This is a genomic window from Sphingomonas sp. 2378 (assembly GCF_038084995.1).
Lineage (GTDB): Bacteria > Pseudomonadota > Alphaproteobacteria > Sphingomonadales > Sphingomonadaceae > Sphingomonas.
Genome location: NZ_JAXCMJ010000024.1, coordinates 1 through 26,573 on the forward strand (window position 1 = coordinate 1; position 26,573 = coordinate 26,573).

General features: G+C 64.3%; 20 protein-coding genes. 19 read left to right on the plus strand and 1 reads right to left on the minus strand.

The window, feature by feature from the left end; all coding sequences use genetic code 11:
- Positions 1–222 precede the first annotated feature (222 nt).
- Positions 223–1,098: a tyrosine-type recombinase/integrase gene (locus tag SM191_RS12410; protein WP_341506464.1), complete on the minus strand. Its 876-nt coding sequence runs from the start codon at positions 1,096–1,098 to the stop codon at positions 223–225.
- Between the two features lie 153 nt (positions 1,099–1,251).
- Between SM191_RS12410 and SM191_RS12415 the strand changes: the two genes are divergently transcribed.
- The 19 genes from SM191_RS12415 (at position 1,252) to SM191_RS12505 (ending at position 26,556) form a co-directional block, all read left to right on the plus strand.
- The gene (locus SM191_RS12415; RefSeq protein ID WP_341506504.1) at positions 1,252–2,574 is read left to right on the plus strand and encodes an EAL domain-containing protein; all 1,323 of its coding nucleotides are present in this window, start codon (positions 1,252–1,254) and stop codon (positions 2,572–2,574) included.
- 100 nt (positions 2,575–2,674) lie between these two features.
- Positions 2,675–2,845, plus strand: coding sequence for a hypothetical protein (locus SM191_RS12420; protein ID WP_341506465.1), 171 nt, complete (start codon positions 2,675–2,677; stop codon positions 2,843–2,845).
- A gap of 64 nt (positions 2,846–2,909) precedes the next feature.
- Complete coding sequence (locus SM191_RS12425; RefSeq protein ID WP_341506466.1) at positions 2,910–3,206, plus strand: hypothetical protein; 297 nt, start codon at positions 2,910–2,912, stop codon at positions 3,204–3,206.
- A gap of 211 nt (positions 3,207–3,417) precedes the next feature.
- A complete protein-coding gene (locus SM191_RS12430) occupies positions 3,418–4,704 on the plus strand; it encodes a sugar transferase (protein ID WP_341506467.1) in 1,287 nt (428 codons plus the stop codon).
- Positions 4,705–4,777: 73 nt separating this feature from the next.
- Positions 4,778–6,043, plus strand: coding sequence for a nucleotide sugar dehydrogenase (locus SM191_RS12435; protein ID WP_307001138.1), 1,266 nt, complete (start codon positions 4,778–4,780; stop codon positions 6,041–6,043).
- Positions 6,043–7,383: a glycosyltransferase gene (locus SM191_RS12440; RefSeq protein ID WP_341506468.1), complete on the plus strand. Its 1,341-nt coding sequence runs from the start codon at positions 6,043–6,045 to the stop codon at positions 7,381–7,383. Before SM191_RS12435 ends, SM191_RS12440 begins: the two co-directional genes overlap by 1 nt.
- Entirely contained in the window at positions 7,383–8,702 is a 1,320-nt protein-coding gene (locus tag SM191_RS12445; protein WP_307001133.1) for a hypothetical protein, read from the plus strand. Before SM191_RS12440 ends, SM191_RS12445 begins: the two co-directional genes overlap by 1 nt.
- Complete coding sequence (locus SM191_RS12450) at positions 8,699–9,778, plus strand: acyltransferase family protein (protein ID WP_341506469.1); 1,080 nt, start codon at positions 8,699–8,701, stop codon at positions 9,776–9,778. The genes SM191_RS12445 and SM191_RS12450 overlap by 4 nt, the downstream gene beginning before the upstream one ends.
- 79 nt (positions 9,779–9,857) lie before the next feature.
- Positions 9,858–10,508 carry a polysaccharide biosynthesis/export family protein gene (locus SM191_RS12455; RefSeq protein WP_341506470.1) on the plus strand — a complete coding sequence of 217 codons (651 nt, stop codon included), beginning with the start codon at positions 9,858–9,860 and terminating at the stop codon, positions 10,506–10,508.
- 108 nt (positions 10,509–10,616) lie between these two features.
- Positions 10,617–12,776, plus strand: coding sequence for a GumC family protein (locus SM191_RS12460; RefSeq protein ID WP_341506471.1), 2,160 nt, complete (start codon positions 10,617–10,619; stop codon positions 12,774–12,776).
- Positions 12,773–13,897 carry a hypothetical protein gene (locus tag SM191_RS12465; protein ID WP_341506472.1) on the plus strand — a complete coding sequence of 375 codons (1,125 nt, stop codon included), beginning with the start codon at positions 12,773–12,775 and terminating at the stop codon, positions 13,895–13,897. Before SM191_RS12460 ends, SM191_RS12465 begins: the two co-directional genes overlap by 4 nt.
- The gene (locus SM191_RS12470) at positions 13,894–15,261 is read left to right on the plus strand and encodes an O-antigen ligase family protein (protein WP_341506473.1); all 1,368 of its coding nucleotides are present in this window, start codon (positions 13,894–13,896) and stop codon (positions 15,259–15,261) included. Before SM191_RS12465 ends, SM191_RS12470 begins: the two co-directional genes overlap by 4 nt.
- Before the next feature lie 11 nt (positions 15,262–15,272).
- Positions 15,273–17,045 (plus strand): heparinase II/III domain-containing protein, encoded by a 1,773-nt coding sequence (locus SM191_RS12475; RefSeq protein WP_341506474.1) that lies wholly within the window; start codon positions 15,273–15,275, stop codon positions 17,043–17,045.
- Positions 17,042–17,413 (plus strand): hypothetical protein, encoded by a 372-nt coding sequence (locus SM191_RS12480; RefSeq protein ID WP_341506475.1) that lies wholly within the window; start codon positions 17,042–17,044, stop codon positions 17,411–17,413. The genes SM191_RS12475 and SM191_RS12480 overlap by 4 nt, the downstream gene beginning before the upstream one ends.
- Positions 17,410–18,648, plus strand: a complete 1,239-nt coding sequence (locus SM191_RS12485) for a lipopolysaccharide biosynthesis protein (protein WP_341506476.1) — start codon at positions 17,410–17,412, stop codon at positions 18,646–18,648. The genes SM191_RS12480 and SM191_RS12485 overlap by 4 nt, the downstream gene beginning before the upstream one ends.
- A 4-nt stretch (positions 18,649–18,652) precedes the next feature.
- A complete protein-coding gene (locus tag SM191_RS12490; protein WP_341506477.1) occupies positions 18,653–19,525 on the plus strand; it encodes a glycosyltransferase family 2 protein in 873 nt (290 codons plus the stop codon).
- 128 nt (positions 19,526–19,653) lie between these two features.
- Positions 19,654–20,783 (plus strand): IS3 family transposase gene (locus SM191_RS12495; protein WP_445949853.1). Its coding sequence is split into 2 segments (ribosomal slippage): positions 19,654–19,906 and positions 19,906–20,783, totalling 1,131 coding nucleotides; the frame shifts between segments, so codons are not numbered across the junction.
- Between the two features lie 437 nt (positions 20,784–21,220).
- Positions 21,221–23,809, plus strand: coding sequence for a TonB-dependent siderophore receptor (locus SM191_RS12500; RefSeq protein ID WP_341506479.1), 2,589 nt, complete (start codon positions 21,221–21,223; stop codon positions 23,807–23,809).
- Between the two features lie 2 nt (positions 23,810–23,811).
- Entirely contained in the window at positions 23,812–26,556 is a 2,745-nt protein-coding gene (locus tag SM191_RS12505; protein ID WP_341506480.1) for a M16 family metallopeptidase, read from the plus strand.
- The last annotated feature ends 17 nt before the right edge of the window (positions 26,557–26,573 follow it).

Genomic DNA, 26,573 nt, shown 5'->3' on the forward strand with positions numbered 1-26,573 from the left:
ATCTGCTCTTCCGAAAACTGCTTCCGCTTCATTCCGTCCGTCCCTTTAAGGAGACGGTCTCTACTTCCAGTTGGATGAAGAAACGGGGGTCACGTCAGCAAGCCCATGTCTGCCCCTCCACAATCGTCTGTTCTCCTTCCCGATGGATGGAACCCGGGACGCGTAGGGTCGTTGCTGAGCGTCGGTCAGTTCATTCTACAGGCCGACGAAGAACGATCGAGGCTAAGTAAATGATTGACAGTGATAATATCGGTTACACTTTATCCAAAAGTGTATCAGGAGGCAAGCTGTTAATCGTTTCGGCCACCCTTCCTGGTTACCTGACTCAGGATTGACCTCAGCGTCGCCGCTGTGAGCGTGCCGGCATTTGTGACTATGGGACGGAGTATCGGCAGATACGGTCGGATCAAGCGTTTGCGGGGGGGTATCTGAAGTGAATACGATCGGCATTGATCGTGCGCGGGATAATAGGCCCTGCCACCCATCGGGCCTCTCTTCGCAGTTGCTGGGCGGGGAAGGCGGAGCGACTCGCTCTTCGCGCCACATGCGGGACGCGATTTCCCGCTCCTCCGGACCGACAGCGCTGGTATAGATGGCTGTCGTCTTGATGTCCGCATGTCCCAGCCACCGCTGAACCAACGTCAGCGGTACGCTTGCCTGGATCGCCCGCACGCCAAAGCCGTGGCGCAATCCCTTGGGACTGGCATAGCTTCCCCGGACCATCGCATCGCTCATGACTTCGCAGATCCGGCGATATCCGGTCATGCGCGACCAAGGCCACAGACGATCATTCGTCCCCTCAAGCGTTTTAAACCAACGCTTTAGGGCTTTCAGATAGGAAGCGGGAAGCGGTACGGCTCGATATACACGTTTCCCCCGTTTCTTCAGGCAACGGATGACGACGTGCTTCGCTTCGAAGTCGATACTGTCCTTCGTCATGGCCAAGGCTTCCGATATGCGGCAGCCGGTAAAGGCCATCATGCAACAGAATGTCTTGATGTCGGTGCTGCATGATCCGGCAGTATGGACGAACGCATCTATTTCCTGAGAAGTGAGATACTTACGTTGGCCATGGTGGTTGTAGATCGCCGCGGGCATGGTCTCCGTTCCCTGTGCAGGACTGCTTTCCGAGGAACAGGTTAAAGTCATTGCGTTACCATAACGTCTCTCCCGGGCGGCTGATACACTTTTGGATATACGGTAACAGATTCAGTGGTTCGATCCCGACCGCTGCCAAGCTGGGGGTTGCCGATGTCTTTGCGTGCAAAAAGTGGGAGGCAGTCGGCAACCACCTGTGGCACGCTATGCTCGCCGATCCAGCCGGATCGTTACGCCGCGCATTTTCAGTTCCGTATCGGAAATTATCCGCACCTTTTGTCCGCTTATGGCAGCGCGACGGCTGATGCCGTGGTGTCGGCGGTATGCGATCGGCTGGCGCAGGTCGTGCGAAATGATGGTTCGATCGAACGGGTCGCGGCCGATTTGATAGAAATCCGCCTCCTTTCGCTGCCCACCCTTGGCGCCGAACCCGATGGATCGGCCTGTGAGGCATGGGTCGGCGATGTGTGCGAAACCTTGCCGACCGTTCCGTTCGAAACCGCCGCTGGTCCCGTCCATCTCTGGCTGTCCGGGCGCTGGCGTCTGGCAAGCGACGGAGCAGAGTTCGGAGAATGGTGCTTTCCCTTTGTCGGTGCGTCCCCCGGCCAAGGCGATTGGGGTGCCCGGTATCGTAGGGACATGGCGCTGGCGTCGCGCGTTCTGGCAACGCTCGAACCGTCCGGCATCAATGATCCGGATGGCGATTTGCAGTTGTGCTGGCGAGTAGTGTCTAACGTGGAAGACGGGCGCGTCGCCTATTTCGAGACATTGGCGCGGCTGCTCGACCGGGATGGTGCACTTTCTGCGGCCGATGACTGGATATTGGCGCTCGAACGGACCGGGATGGTGCGTCTGTTGGACCGCCATATGGTGCGACAAGTCCTGACCGATCTGGAGCAGGCGCCGGACGAGGTGAACCTGGCGGTCAAGCTGTCCGCGCTGAGCCTATGTGTCGATCCCTGGTGGGCGGATGTGATGGCGCGGCTGTGCGCTCGACCGAATGTCACCCGGCGACTGTTGATCGAGATTACCGAAACCGCTGCCGTGCCAGACATTTCGCGTGCGATTGCGTTGGTCGACCAGCTCCGCCGACTGGGATGCCGGATCGTGATGGATGATTTCGGGGCGGGTCACGCTTCGATCCCTCAGGTGCTCGCCTTCGCACCGAATATCGTGAAGGTGCATCGCATCTTCCTATGGCGGGCAGGCACGTCTTCACGCGACCAGTTGCTCTTTGCGCGGCTCTCCGCGCTGGCGGCATCGCTGGGTTCCATCGTGGTGGCGAAAGGCGTGGAAACGCCTGAGCAGAGTCGAATTGCCCGGGATGCCGGTGCGCTGTGGCAGCAGGGCTATTTTTGGGGGCGGCCATCCTATTGTCGGCCCTGGCGACAAACATGGCGTCATTCGCTGGCAGTCCTCGACCGGCCGACCAGCCGATGCCGTCCGGCAAGCCTGTGTTTTGCGGTCGGGCAATGAGGGCCGCGCAGGTTCCGGATCGCTGGGCGGTGCGATGGCTTCGGTCGACCGAGGTCGTATCATCGTCATATGGGCAAGTAGTTGATTCAAGGGGGCGGCCATGACGGATGTCAAGCATCGGTTCATGATAGAACAAGATCGAGTTTTTGGTGAAGAATCGTTCCGGATTGGTGATGATCTCCAAGATGCCTTGTCATTTTTCCGTGGAGTGCTTTTCGCGGTATCTCTGTCGGTCCCGTTCTGGGTTGCCGTCGTATTTTGGTTGGCATGAATAACAACGTCCATGGCTGCGGTGACGGTGGCCATTTGTCCAAGACGCATCGAAAGGAATGGGTATGTTGGTATTGGCCACTAAATCGTTGATCGCGGCGTCCGCCATCATCTCGCTGGCAGCCGCCGCGCCGCCCACGGCAAGGAAAGCGGCGCGCGTTGGTGCCAAGGTCGGTGCGCAGTCGGGCGGGGCGACTGGCACGGCGGGGGCAGGCAGTGCTGCAGGGGCAAGCGGTGTGGCGGGCGGTGGCCTGCTGACCAACACGCTGTTCCTTGCCGCCCTGGGGGGTGTGGCAGCGACAGGCGCGATCATCGCGGTTGCTGCCGGAGATGATGATCGGCCGGTCAGCCCGGCATCGTGATCCGCGCCTAACGGCGAACATAGACCACTTCCATTGAAGTAGGCCCAGATCCGTAGCGCCGGTTCTGGGGAGGGGAACGCACGTGCTAAATTCGGCTCAACGTTCAATGGGCTATATAGAGGAACCGGCGATTGTCGACGCGCCGGGATGGGGCGGCGCCATGTTATCCGCCAAGCCCATTCGCTTCGTGTTTCTGGGTGGAAAGTTGTGCTTGGCGGATGCCATCGCCTTCCTTGCGGTTTTCAGCCTGTCCGCAACGATTGGCGGGGCGGTCCATCCGCATCTACTGTGGATACTGGGCGCCATCTACTTCGCCGTCGCGGTCTATGGAGCCGCTTATTCGCCCGCGATCGCCGCCGACGCAGTACGTAGCACGCAGCGGGCGTGGCTTGCGCTGCTCATCACCTTCTGCGCCGTGGGGACCTTCGCAATGCTGGAGGGGCGGTCGATCGACCACGTGTCCTCGGCTTTGCTCCCCTCCCTGACCGGCCTAGCCTGCACTTTGGGCGTGGCGCGTACCGCGCTGGCGCTGATGTTAGGGTCTGCCTGGTGGAGTGAACGATCGGGGCGGCACCGCACGATCCTGCTCGTCGATGGCGATGCAAGCCCGTTCACCCCGATGGACGGTTTGGTGATCGACGCCGTCCGGCACGGTCTGCGCGCCGATGTTCATGATCCCGACGTTCTGGAGCGGCTCGGCGCGCTGGCGGGCAGGGCCGACCGGCTGGTCGTTTCCTGCCCGCAGGATCGTCGCGCCGCCTGGGCGGCTGCATTGCGCGGCGCCAATGTCCCGGTGGAACTGCTGGTCGAGGAAGTCGCGTCGCTGGCTCCCATCGGCGCGGGCAGCTTCCATGGACAGGCGACGCTGAAGGTGGCGGGCGAACCGCTGTCGTTCAGCGACCGCATCACCAAGCGGCTGTTCGACATCGTGGTGGCTGGGACCGGCCTGCTTCTGCTGACCCCGTTCCTGCTGTTCACAGCGCTGGCGATCCGGCTCGACAGTCCCGGCCCGGCGTTGTTCCGTCAGCCGCGCATCGGTCGGGGTAACCGACAGTTTCGGATGCACAAGTTTCGCAGCATGCGTGTCGATACGCAGGATCTTTCCGGCAGCCGGCTGACCCAGGGGCGCAGCGACGATCGCGTGACGCGGATTGGCCGGATCATCCGATCCACCAGCATCGACGAACTGCCGCAGCTGATCGACGTGCTGCGCGGGGACATGAGTATCGTCGGACCCCGGCCTCATGCGCTGGGCGCGAAGGCTGGCGACAAGCTCTATTGGGAAGTCGACACCGCTTATTGGCACCGCCATGCCGTCAAACCCGGCATGACCGGACTGGCGCAAGTCCGCGGCTTCCGAGGCACCACCTTCGTCGACGCGGATCTCCAGAACCGGCTCGACGCAGACCTCGAATATCTTCGCGACTGGTCGCTGGGGAAAGACATCAAGATCGTCTTCCGCACCGTCATGGCTCTAGCCGGCCGATCGGTCTTCTGACCGCCTCCTTCAACGCCCGCCCGGCGCACCGGGCAAGCTTTCGCGCGCAAATCACGAGCAGGGGTTTCTTGTAATGCACATTGCTGTTTTCGGTCTGGGCTATGTCGGCCTCACGGCGACGGCTTGTCTCGCCAGGGATGGCCACAAGGTGAGCGGTATCGAGGTCAACGAGGCCAAGGTTGCCGAACTCAATGCGGGCGGATGCCCGATCACCGAACCAGGACTGCATGAACTGCTCCGCAAGGGGCGGGAAGACGGCCTTCTCAGCTATTCCCAAAGCGCGGCCGGCGTCATCAACGAATGCGACATGGCCATCGTCTGCGTCGGTACGCCGAGCGGCCCCGACGGATCGCACAATATGACCTATATCAGCGAGGTCAGCCGCCAGATCGCCAGCGCCGTCACGTCGAACCGCCCGAGTCCGCTGACCGTCGTGTATCGCTCGACGATCCGCCCCGGAACGCTCGATACGCTGATCAGCCCCATCTTCGAGGCCGAACTGGGCGACCGGCTGAACGACGCCGTCGAGCTGGTCTACAATCCCGAATTCCTGCGCGAAGCGACCGCGATCGAGGATTATTTCCACCCGCCCAAGATCGTCATCGGTACCGTCGACGGGAAGCCCTCGGCCAATATGACGGCGTTGTACCAGGGGATCGACGCGCCCCTGTTCGTGACGCGGTTCCGGGAAGCCGAATTCACCAAGTTCGTTGATAATACCTGGCACGCGGTCAAGGTGACCTTCGCCAACGAGGTCGGTCGCACCGCCGTCAAGCTCGGCATCAGCGCGCGCAAGGTCCACGAAATCTTCGTGTCGGACACCAAGCTGAACATCTCGCCCTATTATACCCGACCCGGCGGCGCGTTCGGCGGTTCCTGCCTCCCCAAGGATGTGCGCGCACTGCAATATATCGCGGCGGATGTCGGATCGCATACCGCGATGATCGATTCCATCATCCGGTCGAACGAAAGCCACAAATATTTCCTGTTCGAATATGTGCAGGAACATGTCCGTCCAGGCGGCAAGGTTCTGCTCGCCGGGCTGTCGTTCAAAGCGGAAAGCGACGATCTGCGCGAGAGCGCCAATGTCGACCTTGCACGCAAGCTGCTGGAGGCTGGCTACCAGCTTTCGGTCTATGACCCCGTGGTGGTCCCCGCGAAGCTGATCGGGCAGAATCTGGGCTATGCCTATAGCCAGATCCCTGCGCTCAACAGCCTGTTCGTTCCCCGCGACGTCGCGGAAACAGAGGATTGGGATCTCGCCATCGATACGGTCGGGCTGATCGCCGACCTGAAGGTCAATGCGCGCAAGCATGTTAGCACCAACCGGCTGCCGTGATGGTCGACGCACTTCCAAAGGTCATGGACTGTCTGCCGAGCGACCGGCCGTTGCGCGTGGCGGTCGTCTATAGCCGGTTGCCCTTTCCCATGATGCGCGGCGATCAACTGACCGTCGCGCATCTCCTCAGTTTCCTTGCTGCAAGGGGGCATCAGGTCGATTTCTACACGCTGGCGAAGCATGGCGAGGTCTCGCGGGTCCAGCGGGACTGGCTGAACCGCGCGTGCCGCCATGTCCGCATTCATTCGCACGGGATCGGTCAGATGGCGCGCGGGCTGATCGAGGGGCTGTTCCGCCGCGAGCCGGTGCAGGTCGCCATGTTTCGCAACCGCTCACTGACGCGGGAAGTGAAGGCGAGGGTGCAGGCGGGCGAGTATGACGTCGTCTACTGCTATTATATCCGGAGTGCGCATGCGGTGCCCCATGCGCTGACCCGTGTCGGTCGCCCGGAGGATGCGCGTGCGCCCGTCTCGTTCTTGGCGATGCAATTGTCGCAGTCGCTCAATTCCCGACGCATATTCGAGAATGAGCGTCATGCCATCAAGCGACTCCTGTATCGCATCGAAACGGCGCTGTGCGAACGCTATGAGGCGCGCATTTGGCAGCGCTTCAATCGAGCGGTGCTGATCGGCCCCGCCGACGTCGCCACGGTCGAGGCTGTTTGTATAGCGCAGAAGCAGCGCCCGATCGACAATTGGGTTTATGGCGCACACGGCACCGACCTGACCCGGTATCGCCCGGCGATGGCCGCGGAGGTGGTTGCCGGTCGGATCGTCTTCTCCGGGTCCATGCTCTATCAGCCCAATGTTCAGGCGGTGCTGTGGTTCGTCGATCAGTGCTGGCCGATCGTGCGCACTGCTGTTCCTGGCGCCACGCTGATCATCCAGGGGCGCGATCCGACCGCGGCCATTCGCGATCTCGACGGTCGCAATGGGATCACCGTCACCGGTACGGTGCAGGACGTGGGGCATTTCATCCGTTCGGCAACGGTCTGCATCAATCCGATGCGTGCAGCCGGCGGCATGCAGAACAAGCTGATCGAATATATGGCCTGTGCCAAGGCGACGGTGGCCACCTCGATCGCGAACGAGGGCATCATGGCGCCGGACGATACGCTGCGCATCGCCGACGATGCCGATGGCTTTGCCGCAGCCGTAATCGCGCTGCTGTCCGATCCGGACCAGGCGATGGCGCTGGGGGCCGCCGCGCGCGCCTTCGTCGCGAGGCACTGGACGTGGGAAGCCCATTTCCTCAAGCTCGAAGAGGCATTTTACGACAGCCTGCGCCAGGAAGTGACGGCGGTAGCGCCGACCCTGTCCGGTGCGGGGATCGCGGGTTGATGTCGCAAGCCATGGGGGCGGCCTGGGACGGACGTGCGGTCATGTCGGTGGCGGCGCCCGATATGCTGGCGCGGATGACGCTCGCGGCGGCGCTGGTGCTGTGCTGCCTGCCCTATCTCGTCTTTGGGCCCATCGCCGCGCCATCGCAGGTGCAGCCCTGGGCAGCGCTGCTGTGCTGGGCGTTCCTCGTGCACCGGCTTTTGACCGCGACGTTGCGCGTCACCGGATTCCACCTGCTCGTGCTGTGCTTCGCCTTGTGGTTCATGCTCTATGTTTCCGAACCCGGCTCGGTCGGCCTCGACTATTATCTCCGCCGCTCGGCCAGTTTCGTCATCTGCTGGGCGATCCTGGTCGCCGCCACCTATGTGTCGCCGTCCTTGTTGTGGCGGGTGCTGGCGTTAACCTTGCCGTTGTGGACCATGTTCGCGCTGCTGGGATTTGTCAGCAAGGGGGCTTATCTGGCCGTCACGCGCCCGCTGGTTCCGACCGCTAGCGGCATCCTCGGAGGACGCGGCGCCACCAGCCTGGCACCGGAAGCCACCGATTTCGGCTTTACCATGGCGTTCATGCTGTTGCTGACGTTGGTAACGCGCAAGGCGCTGTCGCGCGAGGGAGCGGTAGTGCCGGTCTGGCCTGTGGGCCTTGCGCTGTTGAACGTGCTGCTGTCCCAATCCGGCTCGGGCTTCTTTGCGGTGATGGTGCTGGGCGGGCTATGGTATCTCACCCAGCGCACGGCGGGGCGGGGGAGCCTGTGGCCGCGCTATCTAGTCGTTGGGCTTACGGTCCTGGCCGCATTGTTCCTGATCGGTACCATTCCCGAAACGGGCATTCGTGGCGTTGACCTGATCTTGTTGACGCTGCGCTCCCCAATGGGCTTGTTGGACACGACATTGTCCTATCGCATCGTTCAGAATGCCGTCGGCATCCTCGGCATGATGGACTCGCATGGGCTCGGCTATGGGGCGGGCGCATTCCTCAAGCTGGGGGGGGCGATCTATGCGCGGCACGACCTCGACACCTTCTTCGGGCTGACCGGTTATTACGCGACCAGCGTTCCGCTGAGCTTCAACGGATCGCCGCTGGCCTATTTTCCGGTGCTGTTCCTGGAGTACGGCCTGGTCGGCCTGGCATTCGCGGTGCTCCTGTTCCGCACGGTCGCCCTGTCGGGCATATCGTTTCGGCCACTCTGCCTCGCGATGATGTTCATGACGTGGGTGCAGAGCTTTCCGGCGGCCTATCCGCCCTTCTGGCTGCTGATCGGGCTGGCGCTGAACCCCGGTTTCTGGATCGCTCCGGCCCGGCAAGGCGGTGTGGCATGAACGGTGTATCCACCAGCGCGACGGCGCGCTTCGGTTATGTCGCCGGTCTGGATGGGCTCCGGTTGCTCGCCGTCGCGATCGTCGTCGTCGCACATTACCGCCTGCTGCCGAATGTTCCGGGCGGATTTGGCGTCTCGATCTTCTTCTTCATCAGCGGTTTCCTGATCTCGCGCCTGCTGTTGGCCGAGGAAAAGACCCATGGTCGGATCGCGCTCGGCCGGTTCTATATCCGACGGCTCATCCGGCTGTTGCCGCCGCTGCTTTTGATGGGCGTGGTCGCCGTTCCGCTGCTCGTGTGGATCGATCCTGCCGGTTTTTCCTGGTCACAACTGCTCCTGTCCTTCGCCTATCTCGGCAATGTCCAGAAGATCGGTGCGCGACTATTGGGATGGGATGCCGGTTATGACGCGCTGGAGCCGCTGTGGAGCCTGGCGGTCGAGGAGCATTTCTACCTGCTCCTGCCGCCGGTGTTGCTGTTCGTGCGAAGGGGGACAAGCCGGATCATCCTGCTGGCTGCAATACTGAGTGGAGCGCTGGCGTTGCGCATGGCCGTCTCATGGATGGCACCGCAGCAGGCCGACAACATCAACTACAACTTCACCCTGACCCGGATCGACGCGATCGGCTGGGGCGTGTTTTTGACGCTGCTCCTCGACGCCGGTGTGCTGCGCGTCTCGTGCTTCGAACGACGTGCCTATTGGCTGCTGTGGGGCGGGTCGGCCGCCATGATCGCGTCGCTGGTCCACTGGGCCGATTGGTATGAGGTCGCGTTCAAATATACGCCGCAGAGTATTGCGATCGGCGTGGCTTTCTGCGGGCTGATCTTTCCTGAGCGAACGCTATGGGCGCGTCGGATCGCCGAATGGCCGACCGTCCGCTACCTCGGCCGGATCAGCTACGAACTCTATCTCTGGCATTTCCCGATCTATTTCGTCGTGGGGCATTTCCTTCCCGCGCCCTTTCCACGGGCGCTCCTGTCCCTCGTCCTCACTGCAGCCGTTTCGACATTGGCCTATTCGGTCACGACGCAGCGACTGGGCCCTCTTAGGAAACGTTATGGTAGTCACCCCGTTTGATGCCGGGCGGAGGCAATCGCCCGGCATCATCGCCCTTGCTCGCGCTGTCGCGTCGGCGCTTCCGCTGGGATGCGGCGCGATGTTGGCACTGTTGAGCGGCTGCGCCCGCCCCGACATGCCACGCGACGGTGCGGCCTATCGGGTGATCCCGGTGGTCGCGCCGGAGGCCGACCGGGAATATGTGCTCGGCGCTGCCGATGTCATCAGCCTGACGGTGCTTAACGAACCCGATCTGAGCCTGAAGGAGGTGCAGATCACCAGTGGCGGCAACATCTCGTTGCCGCTGATCGGGCAGGTAAAGGCAAGTGGCCTGACGACCGACGGACTTGCTCGCGCGATCGCCGGCCGGCTGGGACAGCACATGCTCATCAATCCCGATGTGGCGGTCAACCTGACGACCGCCGCGTCGCTGAAGCTGGTTGTCGAGGGCGCCGTCAACAAGCCGGGCATCTACCCGTTGCAGGGCAAGACCAGCCTGCTGGGCGCGATCGCCATGGCGGAGGGAACGACGCGCGTATCGGCATTGGGAGAGGTCGTCATATTGCGGACGATCGACGGCCAGCCGATGGGCGCGGTGTTCGATGTCGGCAAGATCCGCCGGGGCGAAATGCCTGATCCGGAAATGCAGCCCGGCGACACGGTGGTGGTCGGGTTTTCCGCACTCAAGGCCGCATGGCGCGATGTGTTGAGCACCGCGCCGCTGGTCGCAGTCTTTCGACCCTTTCGATAAGCGCGGCACGGCCACGCGCCTGTGCCGATCGGACCCTGATCGGATCTGTTACTGATGCCCACATTTTCAAAGGCTACCCCGGCCACTGCGGCCCGCAGCGATCCGGCCATGGAAGAGTCCTGGCTCTTCTCCGGCACGCAGATCGATCTGGAGGGCGTGCGGCTGGCCCTGATGCGCAACCGCTGGTTCGTCGTGGCGATCTGCTGCGCAGGACTTTTGCTGGGGTTGAGCGTGACGTTGCTCACCACGCCGACCTATCGTGCCGAAGCCAGCCTGCAGATCGACCAGCAGGCGTCGCGCGTGCTCGACGCGCCCGATGTCGAGCCGGTGCAGGCGGTGCAGGACGCGGACCGCTTCCTTCAGACCCAGACCGAAATCCTGCGCAGCCGCACGCTGGCGATCCGCGTTGCCGAGACGCTGGGCCTGTTCAAGGACAGGGCGTTTCTAGACGCCATGCGCGTCAAGTGGAAAGGCAGCGCGCCGGGGCAGGCGGATGCCGAAGTTGCGCTGCGCGAACGGGTTCTGGCGACCTTGCGCGAGCATTTGAACGTGACGCTGCCAGATGGGTCTCGCATCGCCAGGGTGACGTTCGACAGCCCCGATCCCGCACTGGCCGCAAAGATCGCCAACGCCTTTGCCGATGCGATGATCGCCAGCAACCTGTCCCGCCGGTTCGACACGTCAGGCTATGCCCGGCAATTCCTGCGTGAGCAGCTTCAGCAGGCGAAGGAGCGTCTGGAGGAATCCGAACGGAGCATGGTGGCCTATGCTCGTTCGACCGGCATCATCGATACCGACGCGATCAAATCGGCGAACCAGCAGACGAACAGCACCCCGTCGCTCATCGGGGCGAGCCTGGTCGAGGCCAACGACGCCTTGTCGCAGGCACGGGCAAGGCGGATCGATGCCGAACAGTTCTGGCGCAATGCCCAGGCGGCTCCGGTGATGAACCTGCCCGACGTGCTGTCCAATCCTGTCGTGCAGACCATGATGGAACGGCGCGCCGAACTGGATGCGAGCTATGCCGAGCAGAGTCAGCGCCGGCAGAGCGATCATCCCGACCTGATCCGCCTGCGCGGACAGATCGCCGCGCTCGACCAGCGATTGGCAGGGCTCGCGGCGAATATCCGCGACTCGATCCGCAACCGCTTCCTGACCGCCGAACTGCAGGAACGGCAGATGCAGGCGGAGGTGGATCGGCTGAAGGGTGCGACGCTGACCGAACAGGATCGCTCGATCCGCTACACGATCCTGCGGCGCGAGGTTCGCACCAACCGCGAACTCTATGACGACCTGCTCCAGCGGTTCCGACAGGTGAGCACGGCGGCGGGCGTATCGTCCAACAACATCGCGATCGTCGACGCTGCATCGACGCCCGGCCGACCGGTCGCGCCGCAACTGGGCGTCAATCTCGGGTTGGCGCTGCTGGGATCGCTGATCGTCGCGCTCGGCTTTGTCTATCTGCGTGAGAATCTGGATGATGCCGTGGGTTCCGTCGAACAGACAGAACGCAAGCTCGGCATCACCGGTCTGGGCATGGTACCGCGACTGGAGGCCGGGCTGGTGTTCCGTGAGGAACTGGAAAGGCCCCATTCGCCCTTGAGCGAAGCGATCCACGCGATCCGCTCCACCGTCGAATTGTCGGACAGTGCCGGGCCCCCACGGACGACCTTCGTCACCAGTTGCGGCAAGGGCGAGGGCAAAACCAGCATCGCCTATGCCCTGGCACGGGATTTCGCGCAGACCGGTCGCCGGGTGCTGCTGATCGATGCCGATATGCGCCGCCCTTCGATGCACAAGCTCTTCGGGCTGGAAAACCGGAACGGACTGGTCGACCTGCTCCGGCGCGAGGCGGAGATCGCCGATGTCGTGCACTCCACGCCGATACTCAACCTCGCATTCATCGCGACCGGCGGATCAGCGGCCAACCCGGCCGAGTTGCTGGCGATGGGCACGCTGCCCTGGCTGGTTGGACAGTTTGAGGAACAATACGACCTCGTGCTGTTCGATGGTCCCCCCGTGCTGGGGCTGGCCGATGCGCCCAGCATCGCCGCCCATGTCGATGCCACGCTATTCGTAGTGGATAGCAGCAAGGTCAACCGCCGCACCATCCGCGCTGCTCTCCGCCGCCTGCGCCTGAGCCGCGCGGCCCTGCGCGGCATCATCCTAAACCGGGTCGAGGTGCAGGCGTTCGGCTATGGCTATGGCTATGCCTATTATAATTACAGCCATGACGACGCCCCTCGCAAGCGATGGTGGCGTCGATGATGCGATCGCTGCGCGCCTTTCGCGCCGATCCGTTGCCCGTTGCGATCTTGCTGACGGTGATGGCGGGGGCGGTGCTGATCCTCGTTCAGACCTTGCGCTTGCTGTCCGATCGCACGGACCCACGGCAGCGGCTGGCGGTCTCGCTCTATGACCAGGCGGCGCTGCGGGACCTTGCGCTCGCCGAACGCGCGACCGGGCACGGGGACTCGGCCGACGCGCTGGCCGAATTGAGCGGCAGACTGGGCTGGCGAGACAGGGAGACGCAGCGACTGTTGATCGACGCCGCGATCCGACGCGGCGACGATGGAGCGGCGATGCGCCACGTCGATGCGCTGCTGCGGCGCAGGCCCGCGCTCGAACCTGCCTTGCTTCCGGCGCTGCACGCGGCCGCGGTGGACGGGACCGGGCGAACCGCCCTGCTGCTGCGTCTGAAGGCCCGGCCGACATGGCGCACCGCCTTCTTCCAGCGGATCGACGCGATCCCGCCCGCTTTGCGCGATGCGCACGAGGCCCTGCTCGAGGTGTTGGCACGGCAGGGACAGCTCGATCGGACAGGCGAACTGGTACCCTATGTCCAGGCCCTGGCCGCGACGGGGGAGGCGGCGCGTGCGCGCAACTTCTGGCTGCGGTTGACCGGGGCGGAGCAGGGGGCGGTGCTCGATCCGGATTTCGAACGGCTTCGTCTGGACAGGACGGCGGACCGGATCGTGCCGTTCGAATGGACCACGCGGCGCCAGCCGGGCGCGGACATGCGCCTGGTCTCGGGGGCAGGGGGCCGTTCGCTCGTTGTCGGTGTCGACCGATCGGCTTTCGGCGCGCTGCTGTTTCAGCAACTGGTGCTTGGGCCGGGGCGCTATCGCTTGATCACTGTCACCCCATCCCATCAGGTGATGGGACTTGGCGTGCTCCGCTGGACGCTGCGGTGCCTGCCCGGCGGCACCATGGTGGCGATGGCGGGGGCACCGGAGACGTTTGGCTGGCGCGAGGATTTCGCGGTGCCGGCGGACGGCTGCACGACGCAGATCGTGGCGCTGGAAGCGCGGCGTGCCGATGGTCCGTCATACAGCGAGGCGCGCTTCGACCGTATCACGATCACGCCGGTCGGGGGGGCTGGGCGTTGACGTCCCACGACCGTTCGACCGGTAGCAGTCAACTCGTCCTGCGCGCGGCGGTGCTCCTGGTCTTCGCGCTGCTGTTCGGTGGTGGGGGCAGCGGCCACCCTGTCGCGGAACTGACCATCGAGGCGGTGGCACTGACGATACTGGCATCGCTCGTGCTGCGGCCATTGCCATCGCGTTCGCCGGGGGCCGCCGTGCCTCTGGTGCTGCTGATGCTCGTCGCGGTGCTGATCGTCGTGCAACTCGTGCCTTTGAATCCCGGTTGTTGGCGCGCTCTGCCGGGGCGGTCGCTGGCCGCCGTCATCGCCGATCGCGTGGGATTGAGTGATCGAGCCTATCCGATCAGCCTCGATCCCGCGGCGACGCGACGCTCGTTGGCCGCATTGCTGCCCGCCGCCGCGATGCTGACGCTGGTCATCCATATGGACCTGCGGCAGCGGACGCTGCTTGCCTGCATCGCGATCGGTTGCGCGCTGGCCAGTCTGATGCTGGCCGTGGTGCAGCTTGTGGCGGCCGGAGCATGGGGGACCATCTATCCCGAAGGCCATGTCGGCTATGCCACCGGCCTGTTCGCCAATCGCAATCATCAGGCGGCGTTCCTGCTGGTCGCGACCGCCCTGACCGGCGCTTTGCCGCGATCGCGTTCGATGGGTGCGTTTCTGCCGCTATCGCTGGCGGTGGCGCTTGGGGCGGGAGTGATCGCCACCACGTCGCGCGCCGGGTTGGTGCTGCTGCCGATCGCGCTGTTGCCGGTGCTGCTGCGCCAGTGGCTCGTCCGCTGGCGGTGGATGGTGCCGCTGTCGGGCGTGGCGGTGATCGGCGCGGTATCGCTGGCACGGCATAATACGGTCATCGCGCGGGTGGTCGAGCGGTTGCACAGCGGCAATCTCGAGCGTTTCCGCTTCTGGGGCGATAGCTGGACGGCGATCACGCGCTCTTGGCCGGTCGGGTCCGGCTTCGGCACATTCGAGACCATCTTTCGGTCGGTCGAACCGCTTGATCATGTGGGGCTGCATTACGTCAATCACGCGCATAATGAATATCTCGAACTGATGCTCGAAGGCGGTTTGCCAGCCATGCTGCTGCTGCTGCTTGCCGTTGTCTGGGCGGTCAGGCGCTGCATCGCCATTTCCCGGCTTGGCCGGGATGCCAGGCGGCTGGCCTGGGCGTCGGCAGCCGGATTGCTGGTGCTGCTGCTCCATTCGCTGGTTGATTATCCGACGCGGATTCTCGCGATCCAGTTGCTGGCCGCGATGCTGGCCGGCTTCCTTACCAAGCCTGCGCCGTCACTGCCCATGATGGGCCAGTCCATCCCTCGGTTTCGGGCGCGCTTCCTTCCATTGATCGACAAGGCCGGTTTCCGATGATCTCTCAACCGATGGCGCATGCGCTGCGTCGTATTCCCTTGCCCGTGCTGGCGCACCAACTGCGCCGAAAGTTGCGCGATCATGTCGTGCCCCTGGCGCCCCGCCATTATGCCCGCCGGCTTGCGCGATGGACCGATGCCACGCCGGAATTGCCACAACCATGCGTGCTGGATGCAGGCCTCGCCGACTTGATCGGTCGCTACTATCGGGTCGATGCAGCGGCCCGCGCCGAAGCGGCGCGCGGCGTCTTCCGTCTGATGGGGCGGCAGGTCGATTTCGGTGGTATGGCCGACATCGACTGGCGGCACTGCCTGCCCGAGGAGAAGGATCATCACCTCTGGCGCATGAAGCTGTGCCAGCTCGAAGTGATGCATTCTCTGCTGGCGGAGGGCGATGCCGACGATGCGCAGACCGCGCTTGCCCTGCTTGACATGTTCGAACGGGCGACGGGGTTCGATCTTCCTGCGCCGTTCCAGACGATCTGGTCGCCCTATGGCGCATCGCACCGCATTCTAGCCCTATTGAGCGGCGTCGCCTTGGCACAAGCGCGGGGCAAGAGCGATCCGCAGCTCCATGGCCGGGTCGCCGGGCTGCTGCGCCGCGACGCGGCATTCGTCCGGGCCAATGTCGAACATGACCTGCGCAACAACCATACCGAGCGTAACCTGGCGGCGCTGTGTCTCTATGGCATGGCATGCGGCGGCTATGGCGGGGCGGCAAACCGGCGTCTGGATCGTGAGGTCGCGGCGATCATTGCCCAGACCATTTTGCCCGATGGCATGCAGATCGAACGATCGGCGATGTATCAGGGGCTGAGCGTGATGGCGTTGCGCATTTTTGCGGCCACGACTTTCCTGCAAGCGGAAACAAGGGCTTTAGCGCGGATTCGTGGCGACGCGGCGGCTCGCGCGTGGGCGTTGCTTTCGCATCGGGACGGCGAGATCGTGTTGTTCAACGACGCGTGGATGGGCGAGGTGCCGCCGGTGGCCAGCGTGCTGGGCGACGTTTCCCGAACGGGCGGCAGTTCGTCGTTACCCGATGCGGGCTATGCGCACCTTGCCCATGGTATGATCGATGTGTGGATGGACGCCGGGGCGATCGGGCCTGCGTGGAATCCGGGGCATGGTCATGCCGATTTCCTCGCACTCGAACTGGATGTCGCTGGGGAGCGCCTGTTCGTCGATCCAGGTACGTCGCAATATTCGACCGGTCCGCGGCGTGCCCATGAGCGGTCGGCCGCCAGCCATAATGGTCCCTGTTTCGACGGAGCCGAACCCGTCGACTATCTGGGCTGTTTCAAGGTCGGTCGCCTCGCCGCCGCGCGGCCGCTCGACCCGCGCGAGCTGGCGGGACTGCCCGAGCACACGATCGGCGGCGTATTGCGGACCGGGGCGGGCAAGGTCCGTCGGCTGGTTACGCCATTGCCGGACGGGGCGCTGCTGATTGCGGATGGCTGGTCGCCCGGCCCGGCCCCGGCCCGATCACGGTTCCTGATTCCGGCCGAGTGGCAGATCACGGTGGAGAACGCCCAACTCCTTCGTCTGCGCAAAGACATGACCGTGGTCTGGCTGGATATTGTGGAGGGGGCGGCCGTACTCGCGCCGCCGGATCATTGGTCCCGCCGCTATATGGCGCTCGAGCGGGCGCAGGTGCTGGACATCCTGCCGGTCGGCCATGACGATTGGCGGTTCGGCATCATGCGGCTCCGCACCACGCCGTCTGCCGTGGGAGAACGGATCGAGACACTGCAACTGCTACGCGAGCGGGTGCGCGAGGGGCTATGACCATCAACGCTGCTTTCGCATGGACGTCGCTCAAGCTGTGGATCGAGCGCGCCGTCAAGATTGCGCCGGATGCCCTTCACGCCTTTGTCGGCGTGCTGCTGCTCGTGCTGTTCCATCTGCTGGTGCGGCGCCCGTCACTGCGCTGGCCGTGGTTCGGTGTCCTGATCTTCGAACTGATCAACGAGGCGCTTGACATGTCTCGCCCGGCCGGAGCCACGGAAAGCGATATGGCTGCGTCCCTGCACGACCTGTGCGTCACCCTGTTCCTGCCGAGCGTGCTGTTGCTGCTTTGGCCGCTGCTGGTGCGGGCCAGTCTGCGCGAACCGGTGGAGCGTCCGCTGCCCTCCGCCACGGCGGATGCGCGATGAGGCTGGCCGCAACCTTCATCCTGCACGCGTTCCAGATCGGATATCCGGCGTTCATCACCTGGCTGGCCGCTGCGATGGCCAGTCAGGCGATCGGCTCGGAAGTCGTCTTCTATCTCGGGCTGGGATCGCTGATCCTGGTCGGGCTGGAATATGGCTTTCGCTATTCGGGCGCGCGCGAAATATCGCTGGCGCTGGGCAATGCCCCGCGCATCGCGGCACTGATCGCCGCCATCCTGCTGATCCAGACGGTGCTGCTGCTGATCACGCTGCTGGTCGCCGGAGGGGCGATGAGCATTTCCGTGCCGGCGATCGGCATTGGCCCGGCGATGTGCGTGCTGGTGTTCATGATCATGAACGGCATCATCCCGACCTGGATATTCATCGCACTGTCGTTGCAGAAGGAGTTTCTGCTCTACACCGCGCCGGTGCGGCTGATCGGCCTCACCGCCGCGGTGACGGCGGGGCATTTCCATAGTCTGGACGGCCTGTTCCTGTCGCAATGCATCGCCATGTTCGCAATCCATGTCGCCGGGCTGACGCTGTTGTGGCGCAAGGGCTATCTCGAGCGTGTATTGCCGCTTCGCCTCGCCACCGCGTTGCTGCGGGACGGGCGCGACGTTTTCGTGATGAAGCTGGGCGTGTTCTCCTACACCAGCGCCGGCGTGCTGGTCCTGGGGATCGTCCAGTCCCCCGAAATGGTCGGCGCGTTCGGTCTTTGCCAGCGGCTGGTGACGGCGCTGCAGCAGGCGTCGGCACCATTGTTCATGTCGGCCTATCCGTTAAGCATTCGCCATGTCGCGGGAGAGAAGGGGCTGGCGAACAGCCTTTTGCGGCTGAACGGCGGCGCATTGCTGTCCTCGCTGGCGATGAGCCTGGGGATCGCTATCGGCGGTACGTCGCTGTTGCGGTTGATCCAGCTCGATCATTATGCCGGTATTCTCGACTGCATCCGCATCATGGCGCCCTTGCCCATGTTGCTGGGAATATCGACCTTCCTCGTCAACAATGCCGTCCTGGCCGCCAAGCGCGATGACATCGTTCGAACGGTCACGCTGGTGTGCGGCGGCATCGGCATTCCTGGCTATTTCGTGATGTCGCAACACTATGGCCTGATCGGCACGGCGATCACGCTGACCGCTATCGAGGGCTGCGTGGCGCTGACCTATTCGATCATCTGCCTGCGAGCGGGTCTCCTTCCCCCCTTGCTTTACTGGAGGTGCCGCCATGAAAATTAGCGTCGTGACGCCGACCCTCGCGCTGGACGATTTCCTGACCGAAGCCCGGCAATCGGTCGCGCGGCAGGATAGCGATTGCGAGATCGAGCATCTGATTGCCGTCGACGACCGCCATGTCGTGCTTCCCCCCGACGAGATCACGGGGCGGCTGGTGACCCGCTTCTTCCACAATCGGCGGGGGAAGGGCCCCGGCGGCGCGCGGAACAGCGGGCTGGATCAGGCGACCGGTTCGATCATCTTCTTCCTCGACGCCGATGACATATGGCCCGTCGACTATATCCGGCGTGTCGTTGCGGTCTATGCGGCTCATCCAGCGATCGATTGCGTTTCGGTTGCGGGTCTGAGCTTCGGCGAGGCAATCGAACGGCCAAGGCTGACCATTCCCGCGCTGCCAAGCGGGATCATTCCCCGCACGACGATGGCATGGAATCCGATCGGTGGGCCCAGTGGGTTCAGTTATCGCCGCAATGCCGTGACCGAGGCCGTCCGCTTCCAGGACGCGATCTATTTCCAGGATATTCTCTTCTATCTCGACCTGTTGCGGCAGGGGAGGGTCTTCTGGCGCGAGACGGGCGTGTATTATTGGTACAGGCGTTCACCGGGGCAACTGATCTCCACCATCGCCATCGACAAGGTGCGCGCCTCGCGGATACTGGTCGAGCAGTCGATCGCAACATGGTGTAACGCCGGCCTGACGCGGTGGGAGGCGGCAGTGGCCCATGTCCAGATCCAGCGCCTGAGCGCCAATCGCGAACGCCGCCGGGACTGGCGCAATACGTTACTTCTGGTGGCGATGGAACCGGGCTGGGCCATCGCGCAAATTCGACGGCAGTTGGAGAATCGTCGGCTGGCTCGACGTCAACTGCGGGCGCGTTGACCATGCCCGGCCGGGCGGGATGCGGCAAGGGAGCGGGAGGGCCGATCAGGCCGGCCCGGGGATGATTGACGTGCTCCCCTGAAACTCCGCCAGTTTGAGCTAGAGTCGGCCTTCGTGAGGAGACGGACGTGAAGAAGACTAGGTTCAGCGAGGAGCAGATCATCGCGGTGCTGCGCGAGCAGGAGGCCGGGATGAAGACCGCCGACGTTTGCCGCAAGCACGGCATCAGCAGCGCGACGCTGTATGCGTGGAAGGCGAAGTATGGCGGCATGGATGTGTCGCAGGCACGCAAGCTGAAGGTGCTCGAGGAGGAGAACGGCCGGCTCAAACGACTGCTGGCTGATGCCATGCTGGACAACGCCGTGCTGAAGGAGGTGGCGGGAAAAAACTGGTGAAGCCCGCCGCTCAGCGGAAGGCTGTTGAGCATGCTCGGCAGCTGTTCGGCATCAGCGAGCGTCGGGCCTGTACCATCTTCGGTGTCGATCGAACGTCGGTGCGCTACGCGCCCCGGCGTAGTGATGATGGCGACCTGCGGTCGCGGTTGCGCGAGATCGCGGCGGAGCGTCGCCGCTTCGGCTACCGTCGGCTGGGGATCATGCTGGCCCGCGAGGGGCTGGTCATGAACCACAAGAAGCTGCTGTGGCCGTACCGCGAGGAGAACCTGCGGGTCAGACGCCGGCGTGGCCGCAAGCGAGCGATGGGCACCCGAGCGCCCATGGTGCTGCCGCAAGGTCCGAACCAGCGGTGGAGCCTCGACTTCGTCAGCGACACGCTGATCAGCGGCCGGCGCATCCGTATCCTGGCGGTGGTCGACGACTTCACGCGGGAATGCCTGGCGCTGGTGGCCGACACCTCGCTGTCAGGCGCGCGTGTCGCTCGTGAGCTCGACGCCATCATCGCCGTCAGGGCCGTGCCGCTGCTGATGATCGTGAGCGACAACGGCACCGAGCTGACCAGCCTAGCGATCCTGAGATGGACGCAGGAGCGCCCGGTCGAGTGGCACTACATCGCGCCGGGTAAGCCGCAACAGAACGGCTACGTCGAGAGCTTCAACGGTCGTCTGCGCGACGAATGCCTCAACGAGACGCTGTTCGTGTCGCTAGGCCATGCCCGCTCGGTGCTGCGGCTCTGGCGCGACGACTACAACCATGTGCGGCCGCATAGCGGTGTTGGTGGGCTGACGCCCGCCGATGCTGCCAGGCGGGTTGTGCAACATCGCCCCGAGGGGCACCATACCAACCCCGGACTCCAGTTATGACTGGAGGAGCTTTGGGGAGCACGTCAAGGGGCAGGACCCATTGATCTGCGGTACGTCGATCGGCGTCGTCTACGCGATCAACCTACTCGGCCATTCGCTACGCGTGCCGTTCTAGGCGCCCTGTATTTGGGCGCTCGAGCATGAGCAGGCCTTCAGCGCATTGACCGGAGCCCGGGCCTGAGACGGGCCTGACCCGCCCGTCTCTATTGTCCCACCGCGACGTTGGGCGATCACTCCCTCGGCAGGTGCCAGGTCAGCGACTGCGTGGCGAACCCATCCACCGTTCTGCCGCCTGCATCCCGAGCCGGCGCGTACGGGCCAGTGGTGGGGGGGTGACCGCCTCAACCACAAAAAATCCGTTTCGGAGGTGACACTTTTGTTGCGACGCCCGTCAAAGCCAGTGGAGGCCGTCAGTCCGGCGGCATGGGGTGGGCAAGATGCAGGACACATTCAACGTCAAACGTAGCATGATGGCCTTTTGGCTGGCGACGGCGGGGGTGGCGATGGGGGCGCCAGCCCATGCGGCAGCGGGCCAGGTGATGTTCCATGTACCGGCGGGGTCGCTCGACAATGTGCTGACCGAGATCGCGGCACAGGCGGGCCGCCGGATCACCTTCGATCCGGCGACCGTCCGCGGCAAGTCGGCACCGGCCGTCAACGGTTCCATGGCGCCGGATAGCGCGGCACGCATGGCGCTGGATGGCAGCGGTTTGATGTTGAAGACGACGGCTGGCGGCGAATGGCTGGTGGTTCCGATCCCCGGAGCCGACGGTGGCGGCAAGCTGCTCTCGACGGTGCGGGTCACGGCCGCCGGTGCCGGTGTCGCAGCGAGCGGGACACCGGCGGGTGCCAACGGAAGCAGCGATCCGATCGCGACCGAGGGCACGCGCAGCTACACGACGAACGCGACGACCATCGCCTCCAAGACGCCGCTGGCGCTGAAGGATACGCCGCAGGCGGTGTCGGTGCTGACGCGCACGCAGCTCGACGATCGCGTCATCAACAGCTTCACCGATGGCCTCGATGCTTTGCCGGGCGTGTCGTCCGTACAGACCGCGCAGGGGCCGAACTTCTTCTCGCGCGGCTTCCAGATCAACAATGTGCAGATCGACGGCGGGTCGCCGATCTTCATCGGGGCGACCGGCAACGGCAACTTCACATCCAACTATTCCGTACTCGACGATCTGTCGATCTACGACAGCGTCGCCATCCAGCGTGGCGCGGCGGGGACGTTCACCGGGGTCGGATCGCCCGGCGGTTCGATCGGCCTGGAGCGCAAGCGGCCGCTCGACCATCGCATGTTGGACATCACCGTGCAGGGCGGCTCGTACAACCAGCTTCGCACCGTGGTCGACGCCTCCTCCCCGGAATGGCTGGGTGGTCTGGTGAAGGCGCGGACGGTGCTGACGGGCGAACGCAACGAGTATTTCTATGACAATGCCTCGCGCCGGTTCCTGCAAGGCTATGTGAACGTGGAGGTCACGCCGTCGACCGCGACGACGATCAACCTGGGCGGCAAGATCAGCACCAGCCGCGATACGCCCTTCTGGGGCTTGCCGACCAACGCCGATGGCAAGCTGCTCGACCTGCCGCGCGGCACCTGCCTGTGCACGCCGTGGAGCCGCACCAACACGAACACGCGCGAAGTGTTCGCGCAATTGCGGCAAAAGCTGTTCGACAATTGGGATCTGCGCCTGAACGGGCAGATCACATGGCAGGACATCAACTTCAATACGTTCGCCTTCACCCCGACCTTCGGGAAGATCGGCGTAAGGCCGGGTGTCGTGAACGAGGGAACGGCGACCGCCTTTCGGGCCAAGAGGCGTTCGGACCAGTATCTGCTCGACGGCTATGTGCACGGCACATTTTCGATCGGCCAGGTGGCGTTCGACCTGACGACCGGCGCAAATTATCAGTTGATCCGCCAGAGCCTGGCCGACATCTCGGGTTTCTTCGCCTATCGGAACTATGTCATCATCCCGTTCGATGCGGCCCGGTTTCCGCAGCCTGCGGCGTCCGATTACAGCCTGAGCTACCAGACAGCCTATCCGCAGGATCAGCAGATCCAATATGGCGCCTACGCCACGCTACGCATCTCACCCTGGTCCTGGGCACATCTGACGATCGCGGAGCGGTATTCGGGTTACAGGACGGCGGTCAAGACCGCTACTTATTATGGCGAGGGCGTCGCGCCCGATATCTCTACGAACACGACCAGCACCAGCAACCTGGCCTATCCGAATGTCGGGCTGGTACTGGACGTCACCAAGACCGTGTCCTTCTACGGCAATTACAACACGATCTTCGACCATTTCAATTACTATCAAGCCGACGGAAATCCCGTGAAGCCGCTGACCGGCGCCAATGCGGAGGTCGGCATGAAGGAAGCGCTGGCGAACGGCACGCTGAACCTGTCGCAGTCCATCTTCTACATCCGTAGCCGCAATACGCCGGTCTTCGATCCGTCGGGCCGTTATTCGCAGAATCCGACGACCGGATCGCAATGCTGCTACCTGACGGATGGCACCGAAAACCGGAGCAAGGGCTTCGAATTCCAGGTGCAGGGCGCGTTGACCCGCAGTCTGAATATCGACGCGTCCTATACCTATACGCATTCCAGCCAGAAGGCGGGCACCGTCCTGACGACGGCGGGCCTGGTCCCGCTGCAGCAGCAGGTGCCCGATCATCTGTTGAAGGCGTTCGCGACGTGGCGCGTTCCCGTCCTGAACAACAGGCTGATCGTCGGACTTGGCGGCCATGTCGAAAGCAGCGTCGCTCCTTATACGAGGTTGCAGACCTATGATCGGCCGACGAGGAAGTTCAAGACGACCTATGTCTACACGCCGCGCGACGGATACGCGACTGTCGACGCGATGCTGAAGTTCATGATCCAGCCCCGCTTGTCGCTCCAGGCGAATGTGACCAACCTGTTCGACAGGAAATATTATTCGACCGTGATGGCGAGCATGGGCAGCTATTACGGTCAACCGCGCACCGCGCTGCTGACGCTGCGCGGATCGTTCTGAAGATGTTCACGCCCGTTGCCGAAGTGCCGGTCCCGACGCTGTTAGAGGCGCGGGGCTGGCGTCTCGACAGCCGATCGCTGGCGGCGGCGATCGCCATGACGGCGGAGCGGCACGTCCTGCCCAACGGCCTGACCGTCCTGTTGCAACCCGATCGCACGACCGCGCTGGTCCATGTCTGCGTCGGCTACCGCGTCGGGGCTATGGAGGAGGGAAGGGGGCAGACCGGGCTGTCGCATTTCCTGGAACATATGATGTTCAGCGGCACGCGGGCGCTGCCGGGAAGCTATGTCACGCGAATGCTCGATGCGGGGGCCATCTCGGTCAATGCCATGACCGAGCCGGACCAGACGCGCTACGTCCAGACGATCCCTGCGCATCTGCTGAAATATGTGCTGTTCGCCGAGGCGGATCGCATGGCGAACTTCGCCGACAGCCTCGATGCCGACATCATCGAGCGGGAGCGGAGCGTGATCCTGGAGGAAAAGCGCGAGAACGAGGCCCGGCCGCTCGGCAAGGTGTTCGAGTGGCTGGCGGACGGGATGCTCCCCGCCGGTCACCCCTATAAGCATCCCGTCATCGGCCATGTCGCGGATATCGAAGCGGTCACCGCCCAGACGCTCCGCGACTGGCACCGGACCCATTATGGTCCGGCGAACGCGGTGGTCGTGGTCACCGGGGCGATCGACCGTGCCGAAACGCTGGACATGGTGACGCGCTACTTTGCCGGGATCGCCCCGGTGCCGTCCGCCCCGAGGCGGTTGGCCCGGTTCGATGCCATGCCGCGCGAGAGCGTCTTGCGCGTGGCGGACAGGATCCAGCGGCCCGGCCTGTTCTACCAGGCATGGTCCACGCCCTCCATCGTCACCAGTGCGCGGGACCATGTCGCGCTGGCCATGGCCGGGGAATTGCTGGGCAACGGCCGCTCCAGCCTGCTCCACCAGCGTTTCGCGACGGGTGATGCGCCGATCGCGTCGAGCATCGACATATCGGTGGTCAAAGGCCGCGCATCGGGCATGTTCGTGATATCCGCCGAACTGCGCGCGGCACCCGTCGCGGATATCGCCGATTTGCTCGACGGCGCCGTCGCCGACTTCGTGTCGAGCCCGCTGCCCGCCGACCGGCTGGAGGCCTTGCGCGTGCGGATGCTGTCCGACCGGATGCGGGATATGGAATCCTTCGAACGGCGCGCGGGCGCCCTGGTGGAAGGCGAACTGCTCCACGGCGACGCGGACTGGTTCCATCGTGAAGTGCGGCTGATCAGGGAGCTCGAAGACGAGGATATTCGCGGCGCGGCCCGGCGCTGGCTGGGGCGCGATCGCTTCGTTCTCATGGTCGATCAGGTGCGGCCGGGCACCGTGGCGGAGCAAGTGCCCCTGTCCGCACCGGCCATCGCGGATCCGGCGGCGGCGATGATCCATGCGCCCGATTATCATGAGGTGCGGCTGCGATGCGGAGCCCGCCTGCGGCTGGCGCGCCGCGTCGGCGATCCGCGCTTCCACCTCCGCGCGATCGGGCGCGGCGGCACGGCCTTCGAGCCGCATGGGCTGGAGGGGATCGCGCAGGTGATCGCGTCGGGCATGGCGATCGGTGCGGGCGGCGACGATGCCGCCGCGCTGGCCGATCGCGCATCGGGCGCAGGGCTGAAGGTCGCCGCCCGCGCCATGCTCGACCGGTCGACCGTCGACATCAGCGGGTTGCGGCCAGCGTTGCCGAGTGCGCTGGCATTGCTCGCCGACCTGCTGAGCGCGCCGCGCTTCGGATCGGACGATCAGGTGACCATGGTCGCCACGCTGGCGGCCAATGCGCGCGGACGTGCGGGCACCCCCGCCGCGCTGGCCTATGCCCTTGCCAATGCGTGCGTCCTGGGTGCTGACCACCGACTGGCGGGGGCCATGCCCGCAGCCACCGATATCGACCAGCGGCTGACGATGGCGGATATGCGGCACTTCCATGGCTTTGCGTGGCAGCCCGAGGAAACGCTTCTGCTTCTCGCGGCGGACATGGATATGGAGGAGGCAACCGCGCTGGCGGAGGCGATGCTCGCGCCCTGGGCCGGGTGGGAATCATTCTTGCCGCCGACACGGCTCGATCTCGCGCCGGTCCGGTCGGGTATCCGCATCATCGACGCGCCGGGGCGCGAGTCCGCGCGCGTGTCGCTCTACTGGCGGTCGCCCCATCGACTGGAGGAGGACGAACTGCTTCGCTTCGCCTGTCTGGGCCATGCGCTGGCCGGTGACTTCGGCGCGCGCGCGGGTTTGCGGCTGCGGGAGGAACTGGGCTGGACCTATGGCGTCCAGGGGCAGGCCGGTGAACTGGTCCCCCGCCGCGGGCCCGGCTATGGTGTCGTCCATACCGAAGTGAAACCTGCGCTGGCTGGGCCCGCCTTGCGCGAGTTGCGCACGATCGTCGACGGTCTTCGTGGCAGTCACCCCGTGCGGGCATCGGAGATCGAGGCGTTCAGGCGATCGGAGCGACAGCGTCTGGCGCGGCTCAACGAAAAGGCCGTCGACACGGTCAACGCGCTGCAATCGGGTCATGATCACGATTATCGGGGGCCGGACGATTGGTATCGCTATCGCGATCGTGTCGAGGCGCTGACGCCGGATGAACTGGCGGCGGCGGCGATCCCGCTATTGCCGGAGCCGGATGCGCTGGTCTGTGTGATGACAGGCGAGGCGCGTGCCATCGCCGCTTCCATCGCGGAGGCGGGGCTGTCCGATCTGGTCGTCGCGGAGCCCTTGGCATGAAGGCGTCGGGCAGCACG

Excerpts from the sequence above, each read along its gene's own strand:
- SM191_RS12435 (WP_307001138.1), top strand. The coding sequence starts at position 4,778 with ATGCACATTGCTGTTTTCGGTCTGGGCTATGTCGGCCTCACGGCGACG.
- SM191_RS12465 (WP_341506472.1), top strand. The coding sequence starts at position 12,773 with ATGATGCGATCGCTGCGCGCCTTTCGCGCCGATCCGTTGCCCGTTGCG.
- SM191_RS12460 (WP_341506471.1), top strand. The coding sequence starts at position 10,617 with ATGGAAGAGTCCTGGCTCTTCTCCGGCACGCAGATCGATCTGGAGGGC.
- SM191_RS12415 (WP_341506504.1), top strand. The coding sequence starts at position 1,252 with ATGTCTTTGCGTGCAAAAAGTGGGAGGCAGTCGGCAACCACCTGTGGC.
- SM191_RS12440 (WP_341506468.1), top strand. The coding sequence starts at position 6,043 with ATGGTCGACGCACTTCCAAAGGTCATGGACTGTCTGCCGAGCGACCGG.
- SM191_RS12500 (WP_341506479.1), top strand. The coding sequence starts at position 21,221 with ATGCAGGACACATTCAACGTCAAACGTAGCATGATGGCCTTTTGGCTG.
- SM191_RS12485 (WP_341506476.1), top strand. The coding sequence starts at position 17,410 with ATGAGGCTGGCCGCAACCTTCATCCTGCACGCGTTCCAGATCGGATAT.
- SM191_RS12455 (WP_341506470.1), top strand. The coding sequence starts at position 9,858 with ATGTTGGCACTGTTGAGCGGCTGCGCCCGCCCCGACATGCCACGCGAC.
- SM191_RS12450 (WP_341506469.1), top strand. The coding sequence starts at position 8,699 with ATGAACGGTGTATCCACCAGCGCGACGGCGCGCTTCGGTTATGTCGCC.
- SM191_RS12475 (WP_341506474.1), top strand. The coding sequence starts at position 15,273 with ATGGCGCATGCGCTGCGTCGTATTCCCTTGCCCGTGCTGGCGCACCAA.
- SM191_RS12480 (WP_341506475.1), top strand. The coding sequence starts at position 17,042 with ATGACCATCAACGCTGCTTTCGCATGGACGTCGCTCAAGCTGTGGATC.
- SM191_RS12420 (WP_341506465.1), top strand. The coding sequence starts at position 2,675 with ATGACGGATGTCAAGCATCGGTTCATGATAGAACAAGATCGAGTTTTT.
- SM191_RS12410 (WP_341506464.1), bottom strand. The coding sequence starts at position 1,098 with ATGCCCGCGGCGATCTACAACCACCATGGCCAACGTAAGTATCTCACT.
- SM191_RS12445 (WP_307001133.1), top strand. The coding sequence starts at position 7,383 with ATGTCGCAAGCCATGGGGGCGGCCTGGGACGGACGTGCGGTCATGTCG.
- SM191_RS12425 (WP_341506466.1), top strand. The coding sequence starts at position 2,910 with ATGTTGGTATTGGCCACTAAATCGTTGATCGCGGCGTCCGCCATCATC.
- SM191_RS12505 (WP_341506480.1), top strand. The coding sequence starts at position 23,812 with ATGTTCACGCCCGTTGCCGAAGTGCCGGTCCCGACGCTGTTAGAGGCG.